The 21,338-nt window shown below is 36.0% G+C and carries 21 protein-coding genes; 19 read left to right on the top strand and 2 right to left on the bottom strand.

Translation table 11 applies throughout. From position 1 onward, the window contains the following. The first annotated feature begins 133 nt into the window (after positions 1-133). From ACFVS1_RS12545 to ACFVS1_RS12500, 10 genes are all read left to right on the top strand, one after another. Positions 134-778, top strand: coding sequence for a YczE/YyaS/YitT family protein (locus ACFVS1_RS12545; RefSeq protein WP_252270614.1), 645 nt, complete (start codon positions 134-136; stop codon positions 776-778). Between the two features lie 731 nt (positions 779-1,509). Continuing rightward, the gene (locus tag ACFVS1_RS12540) at positions 1,510-2,130 is read left to right on the top strand and encodes a polysaccharide deacetylase family protein (RefSeq protein ID WP_387547801.1); all 621 of its coding nucleotides are present in this window, start codon (positions 1,510-1,512) and stop codon (positions 2,128-2,130) included. 925 nt (positions 2,131-3,055) lie between these two features. Next, entirely contained in the window at positions 3,056-3,376 is a 321-nt protein-coding gene (locus tag ACFVS1_RS12535; protein WP_063596962.1) for a PadR family transcriptional regulator, read from the top strand. Positions 3,377-3,426: 50 nt separating this feature from the next. Continuing rightward, complete coding sequence (locus tag ACFVS1_RS12530; protein ID WP_387549336.1) at positions 3,427-4,170, top strand: DUF1129 family protein; 744 nt, start codon at positions 3,427-3,429, stop codon at positions 4,168-4,170. A 280-nt stretch (positions 4,171-4,450) separates the two neighbouring features. Then, entirely contained in the window at positions 4,451-4,783 is a 333-nt protein-coding gene (locus ACFVS1_RS12525; RefSeq protein ID WP_252270610.1) for a YolC/YozM family protein, read from the top strand. Between the two features lie 356 nt (positions 4,784-5,139). Then, complete coding sequence (locus ACFVS1_RS12520; RefSeq protein ID WP_387547797.1) at positions 5,140-5,514, top strand: MerR family transcriptional regulator; 375 nt, start codon at positions 5,140-5,142, stop codon at positions 5,512-5,514. 172 nt (positions 5,515-5,686) lie between these two features. Beyond that, the gene (locus ACFVS1_RS12515; protein WP_387547794.1) at positions 5,687-6,811 is read left to right on the top strand and encodes an NADH-dependent flavin oxidoreductase; all 1,125 of its coding nucleotides are present in this window, start codon (positions 5,687-5,689) and stop codon (positions 6,809-6,811) included. 1,166 nt (positions 6,812-7,977) lie between these two features. Next, positions 7,978-8,328, top strand: coding sequence for a phosphotransferase family protein (locus ACFVS1_RS12510; protein ID WP_387547791.1), 351 nt, complete (start codon positions 7,978-7,980; stop codon positions 8,326-8,328). Between the two features lie 253 nt (positions 8,329-8,581). Further along, positions 8,582-9,433, top strand: a complete 852-nt coding sequence (locus ACFVS1_RS12505; RefSeq protein ID WP_387547788.1) for a DUF1206 domain-containing protein — start codon at positions 8,582-8,584, stop codon at positions 9,431-9,433. Positions 9,434-10,039: 606 nt separating this feature from the next. Further along, positions 10,040-10,558, top strand: coding sequence for a GNAT family N-acetyltransferase (locus ACFVS1_RS12500; RefSeq protein WP_387547785.1), 519 nt, complete (start codon positions 10,040-10,042; stop codon positions 10,556-10,558). A gap of 214 nt (positions 10,559-10,772) precedes the next feature. On the opposite strand, the gene ACFVS1_RS12495 is transcribed toward ACFVS1_RS12500, so the two are convergent. Continuing rightward, entirely contained in the window at positions 10,773-11,282 is a 510-nt protein-coding gene (locus ACFVS1_RS12495) for a cupin domain-containing protein (protein ID WP_387547782.1), read from the bottom strand. A gap of 545 nt (positions 11,283-11,827) precedes the next feature. On the opposite strand from ACFVS1_RS12495, the gene ACFVS1_RS12490 reads away from it, so the two are divergent. From ACFVS1_RS12490 to ACFVS1_RS12465, 6 genes are all read left to right on the top strand, one after another. Next, positions 11,828-12,022, top strand: a complete 195-nt coding sequence (locus ACFVS1_RS12490) for a hypothetical protein (RefSeq protein ID WP_387547779.1) — start codon at positions 11,828-11,830, stop codon at positions 12,020-12,022. Positions 12,023-12,111: 89 nt separating this feature from the next. Beyond that, positions 12,112-12,327, top strand: coding sequence for a hypothetical protein (locus ACFVS1_RS12485; protein WP_137019808.1), 216 nt, complete (start codon positions 12,112-12,114; stop codon positions 12,325-12,327). Positions 12,328-12,674: 347 nt separating this feature from the next. Next, positions 12,675-15,290 carry a phosphoenolpyruvate synthase gene (gene ppsA, locus ACFVS1_RS12480; protein WP_387547776.1) on the top strand — a complete coding sequence of 872 codons (2,616 nt, stop codon included), beginning with the start codon at positions 12,675-12,677 and terminating at the stop codon, positions 15,288-15,290. A 423-nt stretch (positions 15,291-15,713) separates the two neighbouring features. Then, a complete protein-coding gene (locus ACFVS1_RS12475) occupies positions 15,714-15,992 on the top strand; it encodes an ArsR/SmtB family transcription factor (protein WP_101221498.1) in 279 nt (92 codons plus the stop codon). Between the two features lie 101 nt (positions 15,993-16,093). Further along, positions 16,094-16,477, top strand: a complete 384-nt coding sequence (locus ACFVS1_RS12470; RefSeq protein ID WP_241592880.1) for a VOC family protein — start codon at positions 16,094-16,096, stop codon at positions 16,475-16,477. Positions 16,478-16,551: 74 nt separating this feature from the next. Continuing rightward, positions 16,552-16,686: a hypothetical protein gene (locus ACFVS1_RS12465; protein WP_387547772.1), complete on the top strand. Its 135-nt coding sequence runs from the start codon at positions 16,552-16,554 to the stop codon at positions 16,684-16,686. 478 nt (positions 16,687-17,164) lie between these two features. Here ACFVS1_RS12465 and ACFVS1_RS12460 read toward each other — a convergent pair whose 3' ends face one another. Further along, entirely contained in the window at positions 17,165-18,067 is a 903-nt protein-coding gene (locus ACFVS1_RS12460; protein WP_387547769.1) for a DMT family transporter, read from the bottom strand. A gap of 161 nt (positions 18,068-18,228) precedes the next feature. On the opposite strand from ACFVS1_RS12460, the gene ACFVS1_RS12455 reads away from it, so the two are divergent. The 3 genes from ACFVS1_RS12455 (at position 18,229) to ACFVS1_RS12445 (ending at position 21,245) form a co-directional block, all read left to right on the top strand. Continuing rightward, positions 18,229-19,605 carry an aminotransferase-like domain-containing protein gene (locus ACFVS1_RS12455; protein WP_387547766.1) on the top strand — a complete coding sequence of 459 codons (1,377 nt, stop codon included), beginning with the start codon at positions 18,229-18,231 and terminating at the stop codon, positions 19,603-19,605. 271 nt (positions 19,606-19,876) lie between these two features. Continuing rightward, positions 19,877-20,452 carry a LysE family translocator gene (locus ACFVS1_RS12450; RefSeq protein WP_387547763.1) on the top strand — a complete coding sequence of 192 codons (576 nt, stop codon included), beginning with the start codon at positions 19,877-19,879 and terminating at the stop codon, positions 20,450-20,452. 16 nt (positions 20,453-20,468) lie between these two features. After that, positions 20,469-21,245, top strand: a complete 777-nt coding sequence (locus ACFVS1_RS12445; protein WP_387547760.1) for an AraC family transcriptional regulator — start codon at positions 20,469-20,471, stop codon at positions 21,243-21,245. The last annotated feature ends 93 nt before the right edge of the window (positions 21,246-21,338 follow it).

Raw genomic sequence — 21,338 nt, 5'->3', positions numbered from 1 at the left:
ACCCTTAGGTACGTCATTATGTACTTCACTGTTAATCATTTGGTAACAACTTTTGATTTGGATAGATCATCTAAAGTTCATTTAACCTGCTTCATCTATAGTAGATGGATATAAAAGGTGTAGAGGGGAAGAGATGGCATTGCGGCTATTACGGTATTTTATTTTTTTTCTTGGATTAACTTTCTTTGGATTAGGGAATGCGATTGCGGTGAATGTTCAATCCTTGGGGCTGCATCCTTGGGAGGTTTTAAACGTCGCCCTGTTCGAGTGGTTCGGTTTCACAATTGGGACGTGGAGTGTCATGTGTGGTTTAGTACTTGTGTTAATCGTCTTTGTCGTGGATAGGAAGTATATTAATATTGGTACCTTTCTAAATGCCTTGTCAATCGGCCCGATCATGGATTTCTTTTTGCATCTCAACATTCTTCCTCATGAAACAGAGCATTGGTGGTTGAATATACTCATATTGTTGACGGGTATCATCATAACCGGAATTGGCGGGGGAATTTATGTGGCTGCGGGAATTGGGGCAGGTCCCAGGGATGGTTTCATGCTTTCCGTTTCGGAAAAAACCGGGTTATCGATCAGTTGGGCAAGAATCGTTGTCGAGAGCCTCATCTTGATTATCGGGTTCATCCTTGGAGGTCCAGTGTTTATTATGACGTTTGCATATACCTTTATTCAAAGCCCGATCTTTCAGTTTTCCATGAAGCTGATGCGTTCCTTTATCGCTAGTTTGGAGCAGAAGAGAAAGGAACAATTTGAGATTCGGTTATAATTGGAAGGAGGATGACCTTTGGTCACCTCCTTTTCGTGCTCTATTCCACTAACGAGTGCTTTACCTGAAAATCGGAGCTGTCTTTATGGCAGCTTTTTCTTGATGAACTACCATGAAAATAAGTTTCACAACGAAAATGATTTAATTGAACTAATTAATTATTTATCTAAGATATATGATCGAATATCTGAGGATGTTAAACTTTGAGCCGTTGCTTTTGCAGGCTCTTTTTTTTTACTTCCTCACAGTTTGTGTCAACTGTACAATAATCCTTTATGAACTAACGGGTGCGTTTGCTTAAGATCGGAGCTGTCTTTAAGGCAGCTCTTTTCTTATGGAACTATCGGGGCAGGATAGTTCCATAAAAAAAGGATGCCGCAGCAACCCTGTGATTGGGAATTTACAACCCCTATGCTAATCATATTAGGTAATCCAATGTAGTTAACATAATAGACATTCACTTTAATCAATAATCGTCGTAAGAATTATCTTGCACTAGAAATCCCTTAAATTATACAACTCAAGGGATTTTTACATGTGAGTCAATTTCATAAGTCACAATTTTATTGATATAGACGAACATAATAAAGTAAATTAGTTTAATCATTTGGATAAAATAGGATATTAATGTATTTTCATAAATCTAATTCGTGTATTTCTATTGATTCACCTATTATGAAATTGATTCATATAATTAATATCTTTAATTATTATAGAAAAGAAGTGAAAGTATGAATCAAAATCCACCTAAGTATGTTGCTCTAACTTTTGATGATGGACCGTCAGCTTATACAGTCTCCATTTTAGATATTCTAAAAAGATATAATATACCTGCAACATTTTTTGTTGTTGGTTCCGAGGTAAAAAAATTCCCAGATGTGATACAAAGAATTCATAGAGAAAAGCATATCATTGGCAATCATACATGGAGTCACCCTGACATAACAACCCTTTCAGAGAATGAATTGTGGAAAGAAATTAATTCGACAAATATTCAGATTATGAAAATAATAGGCTGTTCTCCAAATCTGTTTCGCCCTCCTTATAGTTCAATAAATGATAAAAATACTGATGCTATTAAAAAATTTAGGATGACTTCTGTATTGTGGAATGTAGATAGTGGAGATTGGTATGAAAAATCTCCTTTGGGTATACAAAATAATGTCATTTCAGGAATCCAAAAAAACAGTCTCATTGTAATGCATGATGGGGATCAATACGGTAGTGGACCTAGAGACCAAATCGTTACGGCATTACCTAAAATCATTAAATATTTATTGGAAAATAATTATCGTTTTCTAACAGTTCCGCAGTTTCATCAAGTTGCATTCAAAATTGAAAAATGGTCTTAATAAAAAAAGTATCTAACTTTTTAGATTCATTTCAATAGTAAGCTAGTTTTTTCTTTATCTATAATGATTAAGATTTTATATATTGAGTAAACTACTCAATACGCTGTGAGGCATCAGCTCATAGAATCCAATCACGTAGCAGAAAAAAACTCCCCCCGACAGGTAGTTTTTTTTGTGTTTTACGCAGAAATTTTTGATTGAAATAGTCTACAGGGCAGTCAAATTGATCCTCTGGAATATAACAAAGTACTTGATCAATACAAGCTGTATCCTGTCCGGCAACTGTAAATTGAACGAATTGCGGAGGAGTCAATCACCCATATGTATTCTGATTGTGCTGTCTTGGGATTTGACGGTTATGGGGAAGGGAATACTTTAATTCATATGTAGTGAACTATAGGGATTTCGCTCCACTCGTTACCTTAAAGGTCGTGTATTTGTGGATTAAATAAGGATAACGATTGTGTTGAACCGATGAAAGGAATTGCAAGGTAATTGTCATGAAAATGCATTAATCGACTGAAATGTTTAAATCTGTATTAGCTCTGCATATCTACCTCTACACTCGAGTTTACTAGTGCTTAGGTATAGGCACAAAGTGACTAATCAACTAATACAATGGTAAGGAATTTCAAAAAGGGGGAAATCCATGAATAAAGAACAAGAGCAAGCTATTGAGGAAACAATACTCGATTCGAACTAAGGGGGCAGGTTAATTGAATAAGTACCTACTTTTGGAAGGATGTCGAAGTAGTTAATATATGGGGATTATTTAAGTGAAACGGCATAAAATGTATGATAAGCAGGCTTGAATATGAAGTTTAAACGTTTTTTTTGTTTACCAATATCTTGCATTGCAAGATATTGGGTGGTATCATATTTTTAATACCTTGCAATGCAAGAGTAATGAAGAGGTGAACACTTTTTGTCTACAACTCAAATGTTAAAGGGCATTATAGATGGATGTATATTAGCAATCATCCATGAGAAAGAAGTTTATGGGTATGAACTTGCAAAAAAACTTGAGCAATATGGCTTTGATTCCTTTAGTGAAGGGACGATTTATCCCCTTCTTATACGGATGCAAAAAGAAGAACTGGTTACATCAACCTTAAAAAAATCTACTGCCGGTCCAAAACGAAAGTATTATTCACTTACTCAAAAAGGAGAAGAGGAATTACAGCAATTTATTAGCAGATGGGATAAGCTCCAAAGTACCGTAAACTCAGTTTTACGTATGAAATGAAATTAATTACGTTAAGGGGATGAGAGTATAGTGATTATTAAGCAAGATTTATCAAAAAAAAGCCAATCATTTTTAGAAACCTACGGCTTTATCTATTTTCCAATGGCAAAGGGGAAGAGGAAATTAATGCAATTGTTGAAGAATTAGAAGATCATTTAATTGAGGCTGAAGCGAGAGGAAAAACAGTAGATCATATTGTCGGAGAGTCACCTAAACAATATATGAAGCAGTTATCGAATGAGATGACCACAAACACAAGAAACATATTTAAATACATGTTAATGATTATATTTGGTGCTCTCTCCTTTTTAGTCTTAACAGATGCTGTCAAAGGACATCTGTCGTACTCCCTATTTGAAATCATCGGATCTGTTATTGTTAGCTTAATTTTTATCATTGCAATAGGAAGTGTTTTTAAATACGTTGCTGCAAATAGCTTATCAAGAGCAAAAGAATATGCACTTTATTATTTGATTGGCTTGTTACCAATAGTTCTATTTGTAGGATTATTTTATTTAAATCGACTTATAGAAACTCCTACATTCCATTTTGGTAGTATCGGAACAATTATTACTGTGATATTGACACTTAGCTTTTTAATTGGAGTTTCATTATGGACAAAGACATGGGTTGTGCTTATTATTTTGGCTCTGCTCGTATTACCAGATTTTCTTTTTAATTACATAAATGTTAATCCAGATACACAATTAATACTATCAACCATTGTCACATTTGGCGGCATTGTAATCTATTTATATGTTAATCATAAAATGACCAATCAACAAACTAACTAAAGAGTGCTTATTTTGAATAAGTTCTAAGCAATAATCTTCAACAATCGGGCGCGATTCTTGAAGAAGTTTCGCTTTTCTTAATGAACCAACGGGTGCGTTAGCTGAAAATCAGAGTTGTCTTTAAAGTAGCGATGGCTAACGGGCAGTTTAGTTTCATAAGAGAAAAGCCTATTTTATGTCGCTTTTGATCATCCTAATACCAGATAGTTCCATATGTAGATAAATATGATAAAGTTAAAAAGGATGTAAAAGAGACAGAATTTTGACAAGGAGATATAAAGTGAAGAAATTAAAAAAACGAGTTTTTCTAGGTTTAGGTGTGCTGATGGCCGCGTTTATACTTTTTTTAGTCTATGATTACTTAGACAATCAGAAAAGGGAAGAGCAGAGCCGAGCATTCATGGAAGAAAGCAATAAGGTAATTAATGAATATGCTATTATAGCGCTCGGAGTCAATCCAGATAACAAAACGATTAAAGTCCATGTGCCGATAGAAGAAGAACAACGGAATGAACTGGCCTATTCTTTGGCTCAAATCGCCCAAAAGTATGGTATGGAGGATTATGAAGTCATAGTTAGAGCTATAAGAGATGGGTACCCAGTTGTCTATTGAAAGCCTTGTGAAGGATTGTACTAAAACTAACGGGTGCGTTAGCTGAAGATCAGAGCTGTCTTTAAGGCAGCTTTTTCTTATGCAACTAACGGGGCAGTTTAGTTGAATAAGGAATCGGAAAATATAGTAAAGGAAACTCGCCAATATACCTGTGGCGAGTTTTGATTTTTTGTATGTCAATATCGAAGTTAAAGCAACTGTCATTTTGGTTATAACTTTGGGAAAGCACCTCAAAACGGGCAGAAGAATTAATAATTTTGGACTTAGAGTAAACTCTAAGTATTACACTTACTTTGTGTCAAAAATTTAAAATGAAAGAAGATATAGACATATCAGATTTAATGGAGGCGATTATATTGACATATTCTATTGGAGAATTTTCTAAAATTGTTGGGTTAAGTGAACATACAATGAGGTTTTATGAAAAGGAAGGCTTAATAAAAGTAAACAGAGACGATAACAATTTCAGAATCTACACTGATGAAAATAAATTATGGATTGAATCATTGCTCCACCTAAAAAATACGGGGATGTCTCTAAAAGACATGAAACAATTTGCCATGTGGGGGCATGTTGGGGATGAAACAATGGAAGAACGGTTAGCTTTACTTAAAAATCATCGAAAAAAAGTAGTGGAAGAATTTGAGAAGCTTCGTCAAAGTTTAGAACATCTGGATAATAAAATTAATTTTTATGAAAATGAATTAGGAGACTGTTTCTCTAAAAATTAAACAACCAGTTGTTTTTCCATTTGCGTCTTTTTGAAAAAACTCGTAATCGAAAAAATAAAAATAAAAAACACTTGCCTTAGAGTGCTCTCTAAGGATTAACCTATTCTTGCACCATTTGATTCACCTTTACAAAATAGTGCAAAACTAACTAGAACAAGAAAGAGGTTAAAAAATGAACACAAAATATAGCAACTTATTTGAATCATTTACATTTAAAAATGGTATCACCATAAAAAATAGAGTCGTTATGGCACCAATGACAACTTGGAGCAGTAATGATGATTACACCGTTTCAGATGAAGAAGTAAAATATTATAAAAAAAGAGTCAATGGAGTAGGACTTGTTATCACAGGATGTACTCATGTTCAACCAAACGGTATAGGTTTTACGCATGAATTCGCAGCTTATGATGATAAATTTATTCCAAGTCTACGAAAATTGGCGGATGCGGCGAAAAGTGGAGGAGCTCCTGCGTTGCTTCAAATATTTCATGCAGGCAACAAAGCACTGCCATCTTTAACTCCAAATGGTGAGGTGGTTAGTTCCAGTGCTGTAGAGACTGAAGCTACTGCATTTGCTCCTTCAGTTTTACCTAGAGAACTTTCACATGATGAAATAATAGAAGTGATTCATGCTTTTGGAGAAACAACCAGACGAGCTATTGAAGCTGGTTTTGATGGTGTTGAAATTCATGGTGCACACGGATTTTTACTTCAAAACTTCTTCTCTCCTTTCTTCAATAGACGTGAGGATGAATGGGGTGGCTCTCTAGAAAATCGCTTGCGTTTCCCATTGGCAGTCATTCAGGAAATGAAAAATGTGATTAAGAATCACGCAACAAAGCCGTTTATTTTAGGGTATAGAATATCACCCGAAGAAAATGGCGGTTATGGGATGGAAGATGCCTATGAATTATTTGACCGTCTGGTTGAACAGGGTTTGGATTACATCCATGTTTCGCTTGATGATGTATCTTCAAAACCACGAGGCATTGAAGATGGAAAAACACGGCTTGAATTAATTGTTGAACATGTAAACGACAGAGTTCCTGTAATGGCTGCGGGTTCTATGGTAACTGCTAATGATGTTGCATCCGCATTAGATAAGGGTCTATCCCTAGCAGCAGTTGGTCAGACATTAATCATGAATCCAGACTGGGTAGAAAAGATTCAGAATGGAAAAGAAGCTGAAATTGAGACAGCGATTAAGACTTCAAAAGTAAGCGAGCTTGAGCTTCCAGAAAAACTTTGGAATTTCATTCAAGCTTCAGGTCCCTGGTTTAAGATTGAAGATTAAAATCGAATAGAAATGTTACTGTTATTTTCAGCCCCACTTTTTTGGGGTGCTTTTTAGGTATTTGAGACATTAATAAAAAAGGAAGATTGAACTCAAAGCTTGTGAAGCTTTGTACTTAAACAAACGGGTGCGTTAGTTCTATAAGAAAAAGTAAAAAAAGCCTGTATCAATGATTACTTGGTAATCTAAGATACAGGCTTTATATTTAGGTAACTAATTGTTCTTATATATATTTAAATTAATTAGGCTTTTCAACTGGATAATTTATGTTCTTTGTTAACAAAAGAATTATTCAATATTACAATGATGTCCATCATTGAATTAGCAATAATCTTTAAGTCTTCAGCCTCTAAATCTGAATCTTTAAAAGCTCGAGGATTACCATGAATGTATGAATTCCTTGCGCCTATAATCTCCTTTATCTTATCATGAAAATCCTCGGAGCAAATGAGTCTAAACACTGCCTTTATTGATTTTTCACCTACCAACTTGGCGAAAAGTCTGCCCATTTTTTCCTGACCTTGATTAGAATTTAAAAGTAATTCAGAAACATAATTAGGTAATTTTATTGATTTAATTCATCGGAGATTAATGTCTCAAGCAAGACTTCATATGCAGTACACAAAAATAGAGATGTTGTTTCAAAACCTTCAAAATTGTACAAATCAATTAGAACGTCTGGATCATCCAAATCGTAGATGTTAGTGTCCACTCTTTCTAAGAAGTCTACAGCAGCTTGAACTGGATATATAGTCAACTCATCTGCGCTACCGCATTGCTTGCATTTTAATTCCTCATTTTTATTGAATTTAGAAATAAATGAGCACGTATTACATTTTCTATACATAAATGAATCCTCTATTCTTAGTTTAATAATAGTAGCTTAATATTCCATGTTAATTTTCAATTATTGTCAAAACAATTTGGCAGCTCATACTTTTCTTTGAGTTGTTTTTTTTCCTTATTTATCAACCGGCTTACCTTCTAACTTAAACTTAATAACCTTGGACTCTTCAACCCAACCAGTAAAAGAATCCTCCTTTGTTTCAACCGTAACTTTTACACATCAGATTTCCTATTTTGGATAAATTTATCAGTTTTTTAAAATTTTTCATTCAACTCCGTGTCCCGATGAACTTATTATTGAACAACCGTGGCTTGACCAAATGTTATATCAAGCCAAGTATAACTTCAATAATTACGAGGTTGACGGTACTAAAGAGTTATTAGAAAGATTGAAAGTAAAGAAACCAAAAGAATATAAACAAACTCTTATTCACGGAGATTTTACGATTGATAATGTTATGGTTTCAACTGGAGTAATTACTGGAGTCATCGATTGGAGTAGTGGAGCTTATGGTGACCCACGATGTGACGTATCTTTAGCTATTCGCCCTAAACCAAATGCCTTTGAAAATGAAATAGATAAACAACTCTTTTTTGAAGGCTATGGAGGTAAGATAATTGATAACGATGATTATGATTATTTCGCCAACGGGTTATATGATTTTTTTTAAAGCAACATACTTTTCAACGGGGACGTTAGTTGAAAAAAGAATAGAGGAAACCGAAACCCTATTTATTAGGGCTTCCTTTAAATTTTACACATTATCAATATTAAATAATAACAGAGCCTTTTTTTTTGAATTACCAACGCATGACCTGCCTTTTTTATTTATCACCTTCTAGAAAGAATTGAAATCAGGTTTCTTATACCTTTGAAAGGGGAATTCAGTAAGTAGTAAATAACTTACGGAAGTAGTGTTGACGGTGAGCGTTTCATTAACGAAGGAGCAAGCGAAGCAAAAGGTTTCGAAAGCGAATCATGAGTTGAAACCATGGATACGGCGCTTTGGACGCTTTGGGTACATGGCAAAGGGAACGGTGTATGTTTTGTTAGGACTACTTGCAGCCATGGCAGCCTTTGGTATAGGGGGAAAAGTAACAGGAACAAATGGTGTGCTGCAATCGATAGCGGCGGTTCCTTTTGGTGAAGTCTTGCTCTGGCTAATTGGCATTGGGCTTTTAGGTTACATTATTTGGCAGATCATAAAAGCCATAAAGGATCCCGAAAATAAAGGCCATGACGCAAAAGGAATTATAACAAGAGCAGCCTATTTAGTAAGTGCAATAATTTATGGAAGTTTGGCTTTTAGCGCCTTTAAGCTGGCCCTTCATGCTGGTCATGCGGGTGGTGGTTCTGAACAAACGATCTCAGCAAACCTATTATCGAAGCCGTTCGGCCAGTGGATAGTTGGTTTAGTAGGAGCAATCATTATTGGATACGGTGTTCATGAAATACTAAGTGGAGTAAAAGAAAAATTCATGAAGAAATTTAAAGTATCTGAAATGAATGAACATGAAACTAAAATAGCACGTAACTCGGGGAAAATCGGACTTTTATCACGGGGAATTGTACTGGGAATGATAGGTGTTTTTTTCATAAAGACAGCTGTAACTGCAGATCCAAATCAGACAAAAGGACTGGGCGGAGCATTGTCAGAACTGGCTAAGCAGCCATATGGCCTTTGGTTACTTGGAATTGTTGGACTTGGTCTTATGTTATATGGAGTTTACGGAATAATTAGAGGCCGATATGAACATTTTAACTTTGGTAGATAAAAAGTGAATGGTAATTGCGGTAAGGTTTTGAATCCCCTTATTTCACACAATTAAATGTATTTATTTGTTTAGTAAAGGAGTGCATTTTTCATTAAAAATGCACTCCTTTTTTTCATAAACCATGAAGGTGGAATATCATAAACATCCAACATTCCCTAACCGGTAAAAAGAATAAAGTCAGTAGCAACGACAGTGAATTTTCAAGAAAGAAGGATGGATCTTCGTGAAAACCTACCTAATCCTGTTGCTGAACACGTTGCAGATTTATAACAATTAAGTTACCAGTTATATCCTTTAGTTGTTCTTTTATTGTTTCGGCCGGCTGGCAATGTAAGCGGCATCCCCACCTACTCCCAAGAGTAGAGCAGATCCGCGAGTATGCTGCCAGGGGTGTCCCAGGAAATACAATCCACTTATATTCGTAACACCACGATTATGTATAGGATGGCCTTTTTATCCAATAACCCTGAGATTGCTATCCATTCGAAGGTTGGAGAGAAACCTGTGGCCCATATCATTTTGCATTATGATTGTTTGTTGGTCCTCAACTCAACCGTTTTAGAAAATTTTGTATAATAATAGAAAGTTAAAAATAGGGGTGGAAGCATGGAAACAGGCGAAATATACAGCGATTTGCCAATCCTGGAAACAGAACGACTGATATTGAGGAAGGTCACTATCCAGGATGTGAATGATATGTTTGAATATTGCTCAAATCAAGAAGTATCCCGCTTCGTAACCTGGGATGCTCATGAATCTTTAGACGATACAAAAGAATTTATTGGCTTTGTTTTAAATCAATATTTACATGGAAAAGTAGCTCCATGGGCTATTGAATATAAAGAGAATCATAAAATGATAGAAACAATCGACTTTTTATCCTGGAATCCGGGTCAAAATAGTGCCGAAATTGGGTATGTGCTTTCTCCGGAATACTGGGGGAAAGGGATTACAACAGAAGCAGCTAAGGAATTAATCCGTTTTGGATTTGAAAATATGGATTTGATATGGATTCAGGCGCGTTGTTTTACCGAAAATATTGGTTCTGCACGGGTAATGGAAAAGGCGGGCATGAAACACGAGGGCATTTTGCGTAAAGGGATGAAGATTAAGGGGAAACACTGAGATCTCCACGTTTATTCCATATTGAAGGAAGAATATATTAGTTCGATTGAAGAAAATCGTAAAAAAACAACCTTCAAAAGGCTGCAAGGGAGAAACGTGAGGAAGAAGCACGTGCATTTTTAAATCCTGTTAAAGAAGTACCTCCATGGACGTGACTTTTAGAAGGGGGACTGGGAAAGTATTTAATATTTACGATACAAAGAAGGCTTTCGTTTTAACTGCTGACGTTCCAATCCGATAGTAATGGTCCATGATCGCCGAAAACAGGATCAGTTTCGGGAAGGGCTACTTTAGGGATATCCTCCAAGGATTGAAGCCTGTCTTCGGCATTCTCCGTTTTCAGATTGTATTCCTTTCCTTCGGGATAAGCACCCACTATCTTAAAATCATTGCTCGAAGCCAGTCTTTTATGTCCTGTTCCTGCCGGTAAGATGAGTACATCACCGGTTTTTATCTCTACAGATTTTCCCTTTTCCCCTCCAAGTTGAACGATTGCATTCCCTTGTAATACACCAAGCACTTCATGGGCATTGCTGTGATAATGGTGAAAATCAAAAACGCCATTTATCCAGCTATTTCGCCAATTATTTTTATTGAATATTTTCTCTGTCAATTCAGCCTGTTCTGTTAAGGCACCGGGATAAAGGAGAATGGGAAGAGTAGGGTTGTTTGGAATTATGCCATCATCCTCAAACCAATATGCTTGTACTTCATTACTATTCATAGATAACCTCCAAAGCTTTTTATAGATAAATTCCCTAAAGGCCTGACTGTGCATCAAAATAATTAGCCATTAGTTCTCTTCCGTTTTATATTTTACACAATAACACAATTACACAATGTGTATAATATAAAAAAGCCTACTTCATTAGTAAACTAAAAATATCTTATTTCGGTTTTTCTTCGTTATCATCGAAGTAAGCTTGTAATTGTCCTTCCGCACATTTGCAAACAAGCGCTGCCTAGGTGTTCAGTTTTTATATTCCTCTCAGCCAAAAAAGTGCGATAAATTAAATACTTGGATCCCAAGATTGAATATAGGGTTAAGTTCAGAAACTATGCAAAGAATGGTTTGCTACGTATTCCCTCTTTTGTTGAATATATATCATAACCGTCTAACCATCAGGTAGGCGTTTTATATGTTCCATGTAAACCTACAACAATTAAAGTGATTGTAATGTTTTGTGTCTAGTTTAGAGTGAATAAACAATTAGGAATCCTTGCCTTTTAGTTGAATATAAATAGTATGAAAACTAAGGGGGAGAAAAGGTGGATATATTTGATGAACATGCGAAAGTGCTAAAAAAGTTGTTTGACAATAAAAAAGCCCAAAAAGAAATTATAGAGAAAATGGGAAACGGTATAAATTCAGAGTTGGAGAATCAGTTGCAAACATTAAAAAAGGAATACTGCGTTTTGAGCAAATTAGAAAGAACATATGATAATCGCTATGAATTTAATTAAAATAGGGCACTTATACATATATGTGCTGATTATTTGCAGGAAAAAGTCTCATTTTTGTCGTATTGGTTAAACGAAGGGGATGACAAAAAATGAATGATGATTATGAGAAAATCGGTATTTTATTGTCCAATATGACGAATGAACTAGTGTCGAATAGAGTAAGGGTTAAAGCTATAGTAGAATTACTGATTGAAAAAGGTCAGATAACCTACGAAGAGTATGAAAAAAGTTTTGAAAAAGTGTTTGAAAGAGATGCAAAGTCATTTAGAGATGATTTAATAAAAGATGTCAAGAGTAGTGAATAAAAGCAGAAGGCATCCATTAATTTGGATGCTTTTTTTATCCTGCCGATTGCGAGTGGTATTTCTTATACGGCTTACCGTCTGTTTTAAGATACTCAAGGAGCATATTTGAAAGGTTTCACTCCATGCCGATTTCGCGTTCAACTGTGTATGGAACTGTAAATCAATCGAGGTATATGAACTGCTTTTAAGGGGAAACCGGGGCATTTGGTTACTGTATGATAATTGAACTCTTACTCTTCCTAATTTAATTATAGCATATAAGAAATGGTAAATATAGACTATTTATTCTTAATTGCTACTGCTAAAATACAATAGACCTTTATTGAGATTTGTGGGAGGGATTTAGAATGGGTTCATTGGTTCTCGGTTTTCAGGAGATGGAAAAAACACAGCTATTGCTCGTTGGCGGAAAGGGATTAAATTTAGGGGAATTATCAAAAATTGAAAGAATACAAGTACCAGAAGGATTCTGTGTTACAACAGTGGGATATCAAAAAGCCATCGAACAAAACGAAACGTACCATGCTTTGTTGGATCGACTGACAATTCTAAAAGTAGAAGATCGTGAACAAATTGGTGAAATCAGCAGGAAGATTCGACAAATCATTAAGGATGTAAAAATTCCTTCCGATGTTGTGAAAGCAGTTACTCACTTTCTCTCCCAGTTTGGTGATGAACAAGCATATGCAGTCCGTTCCAGTGCGACTGCTGAAGATTTACCACATGCCTCTTTTGCTGGTCAACATGACACTTATTTAAATATCATCGGCGTCGATGCCATCTTGCAGCATATCAGGAAATGTTGGGCTTCCCTATTTACGGATCGTGCGGTAATTTACCGTATGCAAAATGGATTTGACCACAGTGAAGTTCTTTTATCCGTTATCGTTCAAAGGATGGTTTTCCCACAGGCTTCAGGGATTTTATTTACAGCTGATCCGATTACTTCTAACCGAAAGCTGCTATCGATTGATGCCAGTTTTGGACTTGGAGAAGCACTGGTTTCTGGCTTGGTTTCTGCCGATTGTTATAAAGTACAGGAAGAGGAAATCGTCGAAAAGATGATAGCAACCAAGAAATTGGTTATCCATGGACTAAAAGAAGGCGGAACAGTGAAACAACAGATCGATCCGGATCAGCAAAAGACACAAACACTTACTGATCAACAGATTTTACAACTGGCACGCATTGGAAGACAGATCGAAGCTTATTTTGGTCGTCCACAAGATATCGAATGGTGTTTGGTTGATGATACATTTTATATAGTCCAAAGTCGGCCAATCACTACTTTATACCCGATTCCTGAGGCGAATGATCAAGTAAATCACGTTTATGTATCTGTCGGTCATCAACAAATGATGACCGACCCCATGAAACCATTGGGATTGTCTTTTTTCCTGTTAACCACTCCTGCACCTATGCGTAAAGCTGGCGGGAGGCTGTTTGTTGATGTCACACATATGCTGGCTTCACCTGACAGCAGAAAAATGTTATTAGATGCCATGGGACAACACGATCCGCTCATGAAAGACGCACTCATTACCATAATAGAGCGAGGAGATTTCATAAAATCTTTACCAAGTCATAAGCAAGAACAGAGTTCCGGTAAAAGCAATAAAAGTGTGATGTCTGCGGATTCTAGGGCACAAATCGAAAACGAGCCGACAATCGTTTCTGATTTGATTAAGAGCAGTCAAACATCGATAGAAGAGTTAAAACAAAACATCCAAACGAAATCAAGATCAGATTTATTTGATTTTATCTTGGAAGATATCCAGATATTAAAGAAGATTTTATTTGACCCAGAAAGTTCAGCTGTTTTTATGGCTGCTATGGATGCTTCATCATGGATCAATGAAAAAATGAACGAGTGGTTAGGTGAAAAAAACGCAGCAGATACGCTTTCTCAGTCTGTACCAAACAATATTACCTCGGAAATGGGTCTGGCGCTTATGGAGGTCGCAGATGTAATTCGTCCTTATCCGGAAGTCATTGATTATTTACAACATGTAAAAGATGATAACTTTTTGGATGAGCTGGTTAAGTTTGAAGGTGGACAAAAAACGCAAGAAGCTATCTATGATTATCTCGGCAAATACGGCATGCGAGGTGCCGGGGAAATCGATATTACTAGAACTCGTTGGAGTGAAAAACCAATTACACTTGTCCCGTTGATTCTGGGTAACATCAAAAACTTTGAGCCTAATGCTAGTAAACGGAAATTTGAGCAAGGGCGACAGGCAGCCTTGAAAAAAGAACAAGAGTTATTAGATCGATTGAAGCAATTACCGGATGGTGATCAAAAAGCCAAGGAAACAAAACGAATGATCGACCTAATACGGAATTTCATCGGTTATCGTGAATATCCCAAATACGGCATGGTTAGTCGCTATTTCGTTTATAAGCAGGCTTTACTGAAAGAAGCCGACCAACTCGTAGAAATAGGCATCATTTATGAAAAAGAAGATATATTTTATCTCACTTTTGAAGAACTTGGCGAAGTAGTACGCACAAACAAACTGGATTACCAGATCATCAGCAAACGAAAAGACGAGTACAAATTATATGAAAAACTAACTCCTCCACGTGTCATCACGTCTGATGGTGAAATTATTGTAGGTGAGTACAAACGAGAAAATCTCCCAGCCGAAGCTATTGTAGGTCTGCCTGTTTCTTCCGGTGTTATTGAGGGAAGAGCACGTGTCATCTTAAACATGGAAGAAGCAAATCTAGAGGATGGAGATATATTAGTCACTTCCTTTACTGACCCTAGCTGGACACCATTGTTTGTTTCCATAAAAGGCTTAGTCACAGAAGTTGGTGGACTGATGACCCATGGAGCAGTTATCGCACGTGAATATGGCTTGCCAGCAGTTGTTGGGGTAGAACATGCGACTGAACTGATAAAAGATGGGCAACGAATTCGAGTGCATGGGACAGAGGGGTATATCGAAATATTGTAAATGCTGAATACCTAACAGTATAAAGGATGTTATATTGAAATTATTATCGAATAATCATTTTTGTGTTCTCTAAGGCCATTTAACAAAGAAAAAATCTCTGCTTTTTGATCAGGGATTTTTTTCTATGTTAAATGATTGTAATTGATTTAAAAACACTACAATGGAGAAACACTTCATATGAGATGGATATCCTGAATTGTATGGAATTAGACTAACTGGAGTTGAATAAGAAACGTATTAAAAAACATACAAGGTGCTAATAATTTTAACTAGTGTGTTACCTTTTGTTGAAAAAAAGTTTAATTTTCTATAATGGTTCAAACTATTATGTGACTTTAACATGGGATGATGCGTTCCTTTTTCAAGCAACCCTACAGTTGCTTATGGTTGACAAGCAACCGTAGAGTTGCTTATAATCGAAATATGAATTGGGACAAAGACGCTATATTCAAAGCACTAGGCGATTCGACTCGTCGACTTATATTAGACGAACTATCCGAACGCAACGAGTTGACGTTGTATGAACTTACGGTACGTCTCATTATGAAGCACGACCTTTCCATTTCGAGACAGGCGATAGCTAAGCATCTTTCTGCATTGGAAGATGCAGGTCTCGTAAAATCAAAGCGGAAGGGAAAATATCGAGTACTAATGTTCAACAACGAACCTCTTAAAAACTTGTTGAAAGGATGGATAGAGTAAACTTTTCGGAGCAGGACTTCTGACGAATGTGGGTTGTTTTGCTTGCAGCCAACTGTTAGCAGTTCACCATACGTTGTAAATATCCAAGGAGGCAAAACGATATGAAAATCATTGTTACCAGTATATTCGTACAAGACCAAGACAAGGCACTGGAATTTTATTCAGAAAAGCTGGGATTTGAAAAAAAGCATGACGTTCCTATGGGGAAATTCAGGTGGATTACGCTTGTTTCTCCCGATGATCATGACGGTACCGAGCTTTTACTCGAACCGAATGAGCACCCTGCGGCAAAGGAGTATCAAAAGAAGATATTTTCCGAAGGCATCCCAGCAACAATGTTTGGCGTTGCAGATATTCGTAAAGAGTACGAACGATTATTGGAAAATGGCGTGAAGTTTACTATGGAGCCGACAAAAATGGGCGAAGTCACAATAGCTGTCTTCGACGATACATGCGGCAACCTTATTCAGATAATGCAGCAGTAACTGTATGATGAAATAGAAGCAATTGGTATATGAGAGTGAAGCTTTTCTGTTCAATAAAATTAGAGGACATGATTGTGGAACGAGAAGTAAAAGGGTGGTACAAATATGTACCACCCTTTCTTGGCGGGGAAATAATCGTGACAAATCTACAAGGTAAGCCGGATTTTGGAGAAAAATGTACTGGAATAGCCCAGCTTATTTTGATTTAGTGAAACAATAAGGGCAGAAACGAATTGCGCCTGCATATTCTTATATGGTTTGTTGAAGTAGCAACTCTACATAGAATTATGGGAAAAGATAAACTAGAAAAATTAAAGATGGCGTGATGATTGGATGAGGCATGATTATCAAATGTGGAAATATCACTGCGCCTTAAACAAATCGGAAATATTAAAGAGCGAGAAGATCCTTAAAAAGAATATAGAATTACTAAGTAGAATGAATTTCAACTTACCACTATATGTGAAGGAGAAGAGCGTTAATCTTTATTTGATCAACACTCCCGTTCGGGCAGTGGCATTCACTTCATTTTTTAGGTTAATTTCATTAATAATATAAATCTGTTCCTCATTCAGCATTTGGGATTTTTTCCAGTTGCTAAACAATGAACTTTTGTCTTTGCGTAAAATTGTGCAGAAAAATATACATTTTTATTTAATTATACAAAAATCTCAATTTAACATGCAGTTAGGTTTTCCCCGATACAGCGCCTTTTTTTGATACAGGAGCATTTTTGCCTAATATAACAGAAAAGACAACAATCACAGCTATTACAAGAGTGAAAATTGTGATGGTTTCATCTAGAAATACTGTTGCAAATAGAATCATTAAAAATGGTTGTAAGTATTGAATCTGGCTAACCCTTGCTATCCCGCCCATAGCCATTCCGCTATACCAAGCAACATATGCTAGAAATTGACTAACGACTGCGAGATAAATGAAACTGATCCAAGCTTGTAATGGGGCATGAAGCATTTCAGTCGTGAGGTTTAGTCCAACTGGAATAATGAAAAATGGAGCACCGATCATTATTGCCCAAGCAATCACTTGCCAGCTGCCTAATTCTTTCGCTAATTTCCCCCCTTCAGCGTAACTAAGGCCCAGTATGATCACTGCCGTTAGTAAAGCTAAATCGGCAAATTGCAATTGACCGAACCCAAGATGGAGGGCATACATAATGACAGCTAAAGAGCCGATTAAACTTGAAGCCCAGAATTTGATTGAAGGGATTTCCCCCGCTCTAAACATAGCAAATCCAGCTGTCGCTAACGGTAACAGTGCTACTTCCACAGCTCCATGAGAAACAGGCAAGGATTCCATTGCCCAGGAAGTGAGGAGCGGAAATCCTAAAACTGCACCAACTGCAACAATAAGTAGACTTTTGAATTGGCTTGGAGAAGGCAGTTTTTCCTTTCGACCGATCAATACCACAGCTACTAAAATAGCAGCAACAACCGTTCTTCCTAAACCGACGACCGTAGTCCCAAAATACTCTACAGCAATACTTGTAGCGGGGAGCGTTAAGCTAAAACAAATGACGCCTGCTAATCCCAACAATAATCCTAATTTCTCCCTGGTTACTCCCTGCATTTCTTCCAACCCCAATCTTTATATTTTGTATCACATCTGTACCATTTTTTGCTTATCTTAAAAACAGTTTTGATATAATTAACATACTATGAGTACATTCAATAAAAATAAACCATTTTTTCACCTATCTGTCCTGGTACAGATGAAGGAGGACCAATATATTGAACTCAAAATATATGAAGATAATGGAAGATATTAAGCTTCGACTCGAAGATGGTTCGCTAATTGCAGGCAGCAAACTTCCTTCTGTTCGTCAGTTATCTGCGTATTTTTCATGCAGCAAAAATACGGTCAATAAAGCATACGTAGAACTTGAAAAAGAGCATTTAATCTATTCTGTTCCTAAAAGCGGCTACTATGTTGTGAATGAATATCAAAAAGAGACGGTAGAAACTGAGGTGATTGATTTTTTGTCTGCCGGTCCAGATAAAAATGTTATGCCTTATGTGGAATTTCAACATTGTATGAATCAAGCAATCGACCATTATAAAGAAGAGCTTTTTACATACTCAGATCAACAAGGGCTTTACTCCCTGCGAGTACAGTTGGTGAAATATTTGCAAAATTTACAGGTGTTCACTCAACCTGAGAGATTAGTGGTTGTTTCTGGCTCGCAGCAAGCCCTTAATTTATTAGTTTCTATGCCATTCCCAAATGGAAAAAACAATATTCTGATAGAACAGCCTACTTATTTCGGAGTCATAGAGTCGATCTATCTGCATCAAGCTACTACTTTTGGTATTGAATTATCAATGGAAGGGATTGATCTGGATCGACTTGAATACATTTTTCGAAATAATGATATAAAATTTTTCTATATGATCCCGAGATTTCACAATCCACTTGGACATAGTTACACGAATAGCGAAAAGAAAAAAATCGTTGAGTTAGCTGAAAAATACGATGTATATATAGTGGAGGATGATATTTTAGGAGACCTTGATCCAAATCCAAAATCTGATCCTTTATTTTCCTTTGATCCTTCTGGGAGAGTGATCTACATTAAAAGCCTTTCGAAAATCTTTCTCCCAGGATTAAGGATTGGTACTGTCGTTCTTCCGGCATTAATGATTAACAATTTTTTGCGATATAAATTCAGTTCTGATTTTAATAGTTCAGCACTTTCTCAAGGTGCGCTAGAAATCTATTTAAAAAGCGGTATGTTTAATAGCCATCTCAAAAAAGTAAAAGAGGTATACCGTACTAAAATGCAAATCCTTCAAGATGCATGTGATGAATTGCTGCCGGCCAATACTTCTTTTTCTAAACCGAATTCAGGATTCTATCTTTCCATCAGTTTACCCGAGAATGTGAAAGCAAAACAGGTGGTTCATATGCTAAACGAACAGCATATATATGTTGATGATGCCTCAAGGATGTTTTTAGCGGAATATAAAAAGGAAAATCTCATTCGATTATGCATCTCTCAAGTGAACGAGAGTCAAATTAAACTAGGGATAGAACGATTGGCTCATTGTATCGCTTTAATTGACAGTAGAAAAAATCATAATACTCCCAATAACTTTTTACTCATATAGTAATGGTGAATTTTTATAGAGGGCAGTATCAGGATTGTACGGTTTCCAAGCATATATCAAAACGGTCGATTATGAACTTAGAATTTGAGACTATCCTTTGATGTTCTTTTTGAAATAAACCTTTATGTACTCCCATATTACAAAAGGCGGATGAAGGGTTAATGCGTTTTCTGTGAGGTCTTTGAGGTAACCAAATAAACCTGCAATAATATACTATATACCAATTGATTTTAAGATGTAATATATGGGTTACTTGAAAGGAGTTTTCCTCATGAATATTACATCTTTTTTAATTTACTGTTTTATTGTAACTTTTACACCAGGACCTACTAATATCGTGATATTATCCACGGTGCATAATATGGGGACAAAAAAGGCAATGGAATATACGTATGGAGCAACTATTGCTTTTGGTTTATTACTTGTTATTTCTGCTATGCTGAATACTATGCTAGTAACGATAATCCCCCAAATTTTAATTGTAATGCAGGTAATCGGAAGCTTTTATATGTTCTATCTCGCTTATCAAATTTACAAAATGGATCCATCAAAACCAACTGTAAACCAAACTGCCACTTTTATATCAGGCTTCCTTATGCAGTTTTTAAATCCTAAGGTGGTTCTATTTACAATGACTGTAATTCCCAGCTTCATTATGCCATACTATCCTGCAATGCCTGCAATGACAATAAGTGTTGTTTCTATAACTATTGTAGGATTTTCAGCTTTTATTACATGGGTTCTTTTCGGTACGCTCTTCAAGGAGTTTTTACAGAAGCATGAAAAGTTTGTTAATGCCGTGATGGCATTATTTTTAGCTTATTCTGCTATACTGATTTGGTTGTAGTTAAGGGGTGAATTTAATGGACAAATTTATCTATAAAAAATCTGCAGGTATTACGGCGTTGTCAGCTAGTATTACTGATTTTACGTATAAAAAGCATTCTCACAAGGAATATGCGATAGGTGTAACATTGCGTGGTATTCAACATTATAACTTGGATGGAAGTTTACATTTGTCATATCAAAATGGCATTATGCTTTTTAATCCAGAACAGGCACATGACGGAATGGCACATGATGAGGAAGGTCTTGATTATGTTATGCTATATATTGAGCCACAATTGCTTTTAGAGGTTATTGAGAAAAAGGATTTAGTACGATTTTCAACTCCCATTGTGTATGATTATAGTATTGAACAAAGAATATTAAATCTTTCTAATGCTATTTTAAGTGAAAAAGATGAGGCTTTGTGCAGTGAATTACTCTTATCCCTCGCAGATAGCCTTATTCAAACTAATCTTTCAACAGACTGTAAGAAAGATAACGCTCCAATTAGAAAAGCAAAGGAAATGTTTCATACCAATTTAGACAATGTACTAAAACTTGACGAGATATGTAAAGAGCTTAATTTATCTAAATTCCAGTTTATCAGATTATTCAAGGCCCATACTGGAATTTCACCATACCAATACTTTCTTAACTGCAAGATAGAACGTGCAAAGCAGCTAATAGAAAAAAACGGAGATATTTATTCAGCTGTTGCTGATTGTGGTTTTGTGGATTTAACCCATTTAAATAAACATTTTAAAAGCGTATATGGAATAACTGCATTTGAATATATGTCACATTTAAAATGAAAATGGGTAAATATTACAGAGTTTTTAATGATTCCACATTAGACGTTACCACGGCTATCCAAACTGGAAAACTTCAAGAAATATAATGACGGC

Source organism: Peribacillus sp. NPDC058075 (genome assembly GCF_042885195.1).
Taxonomy (GTDB): Bacteria; Bacillota; Bacilli; order Bacillales; family DSM-1321; genus Peribacillus.
This window is presented reverse-complemented; position numbering and strand designations above follow the sequence as displayed.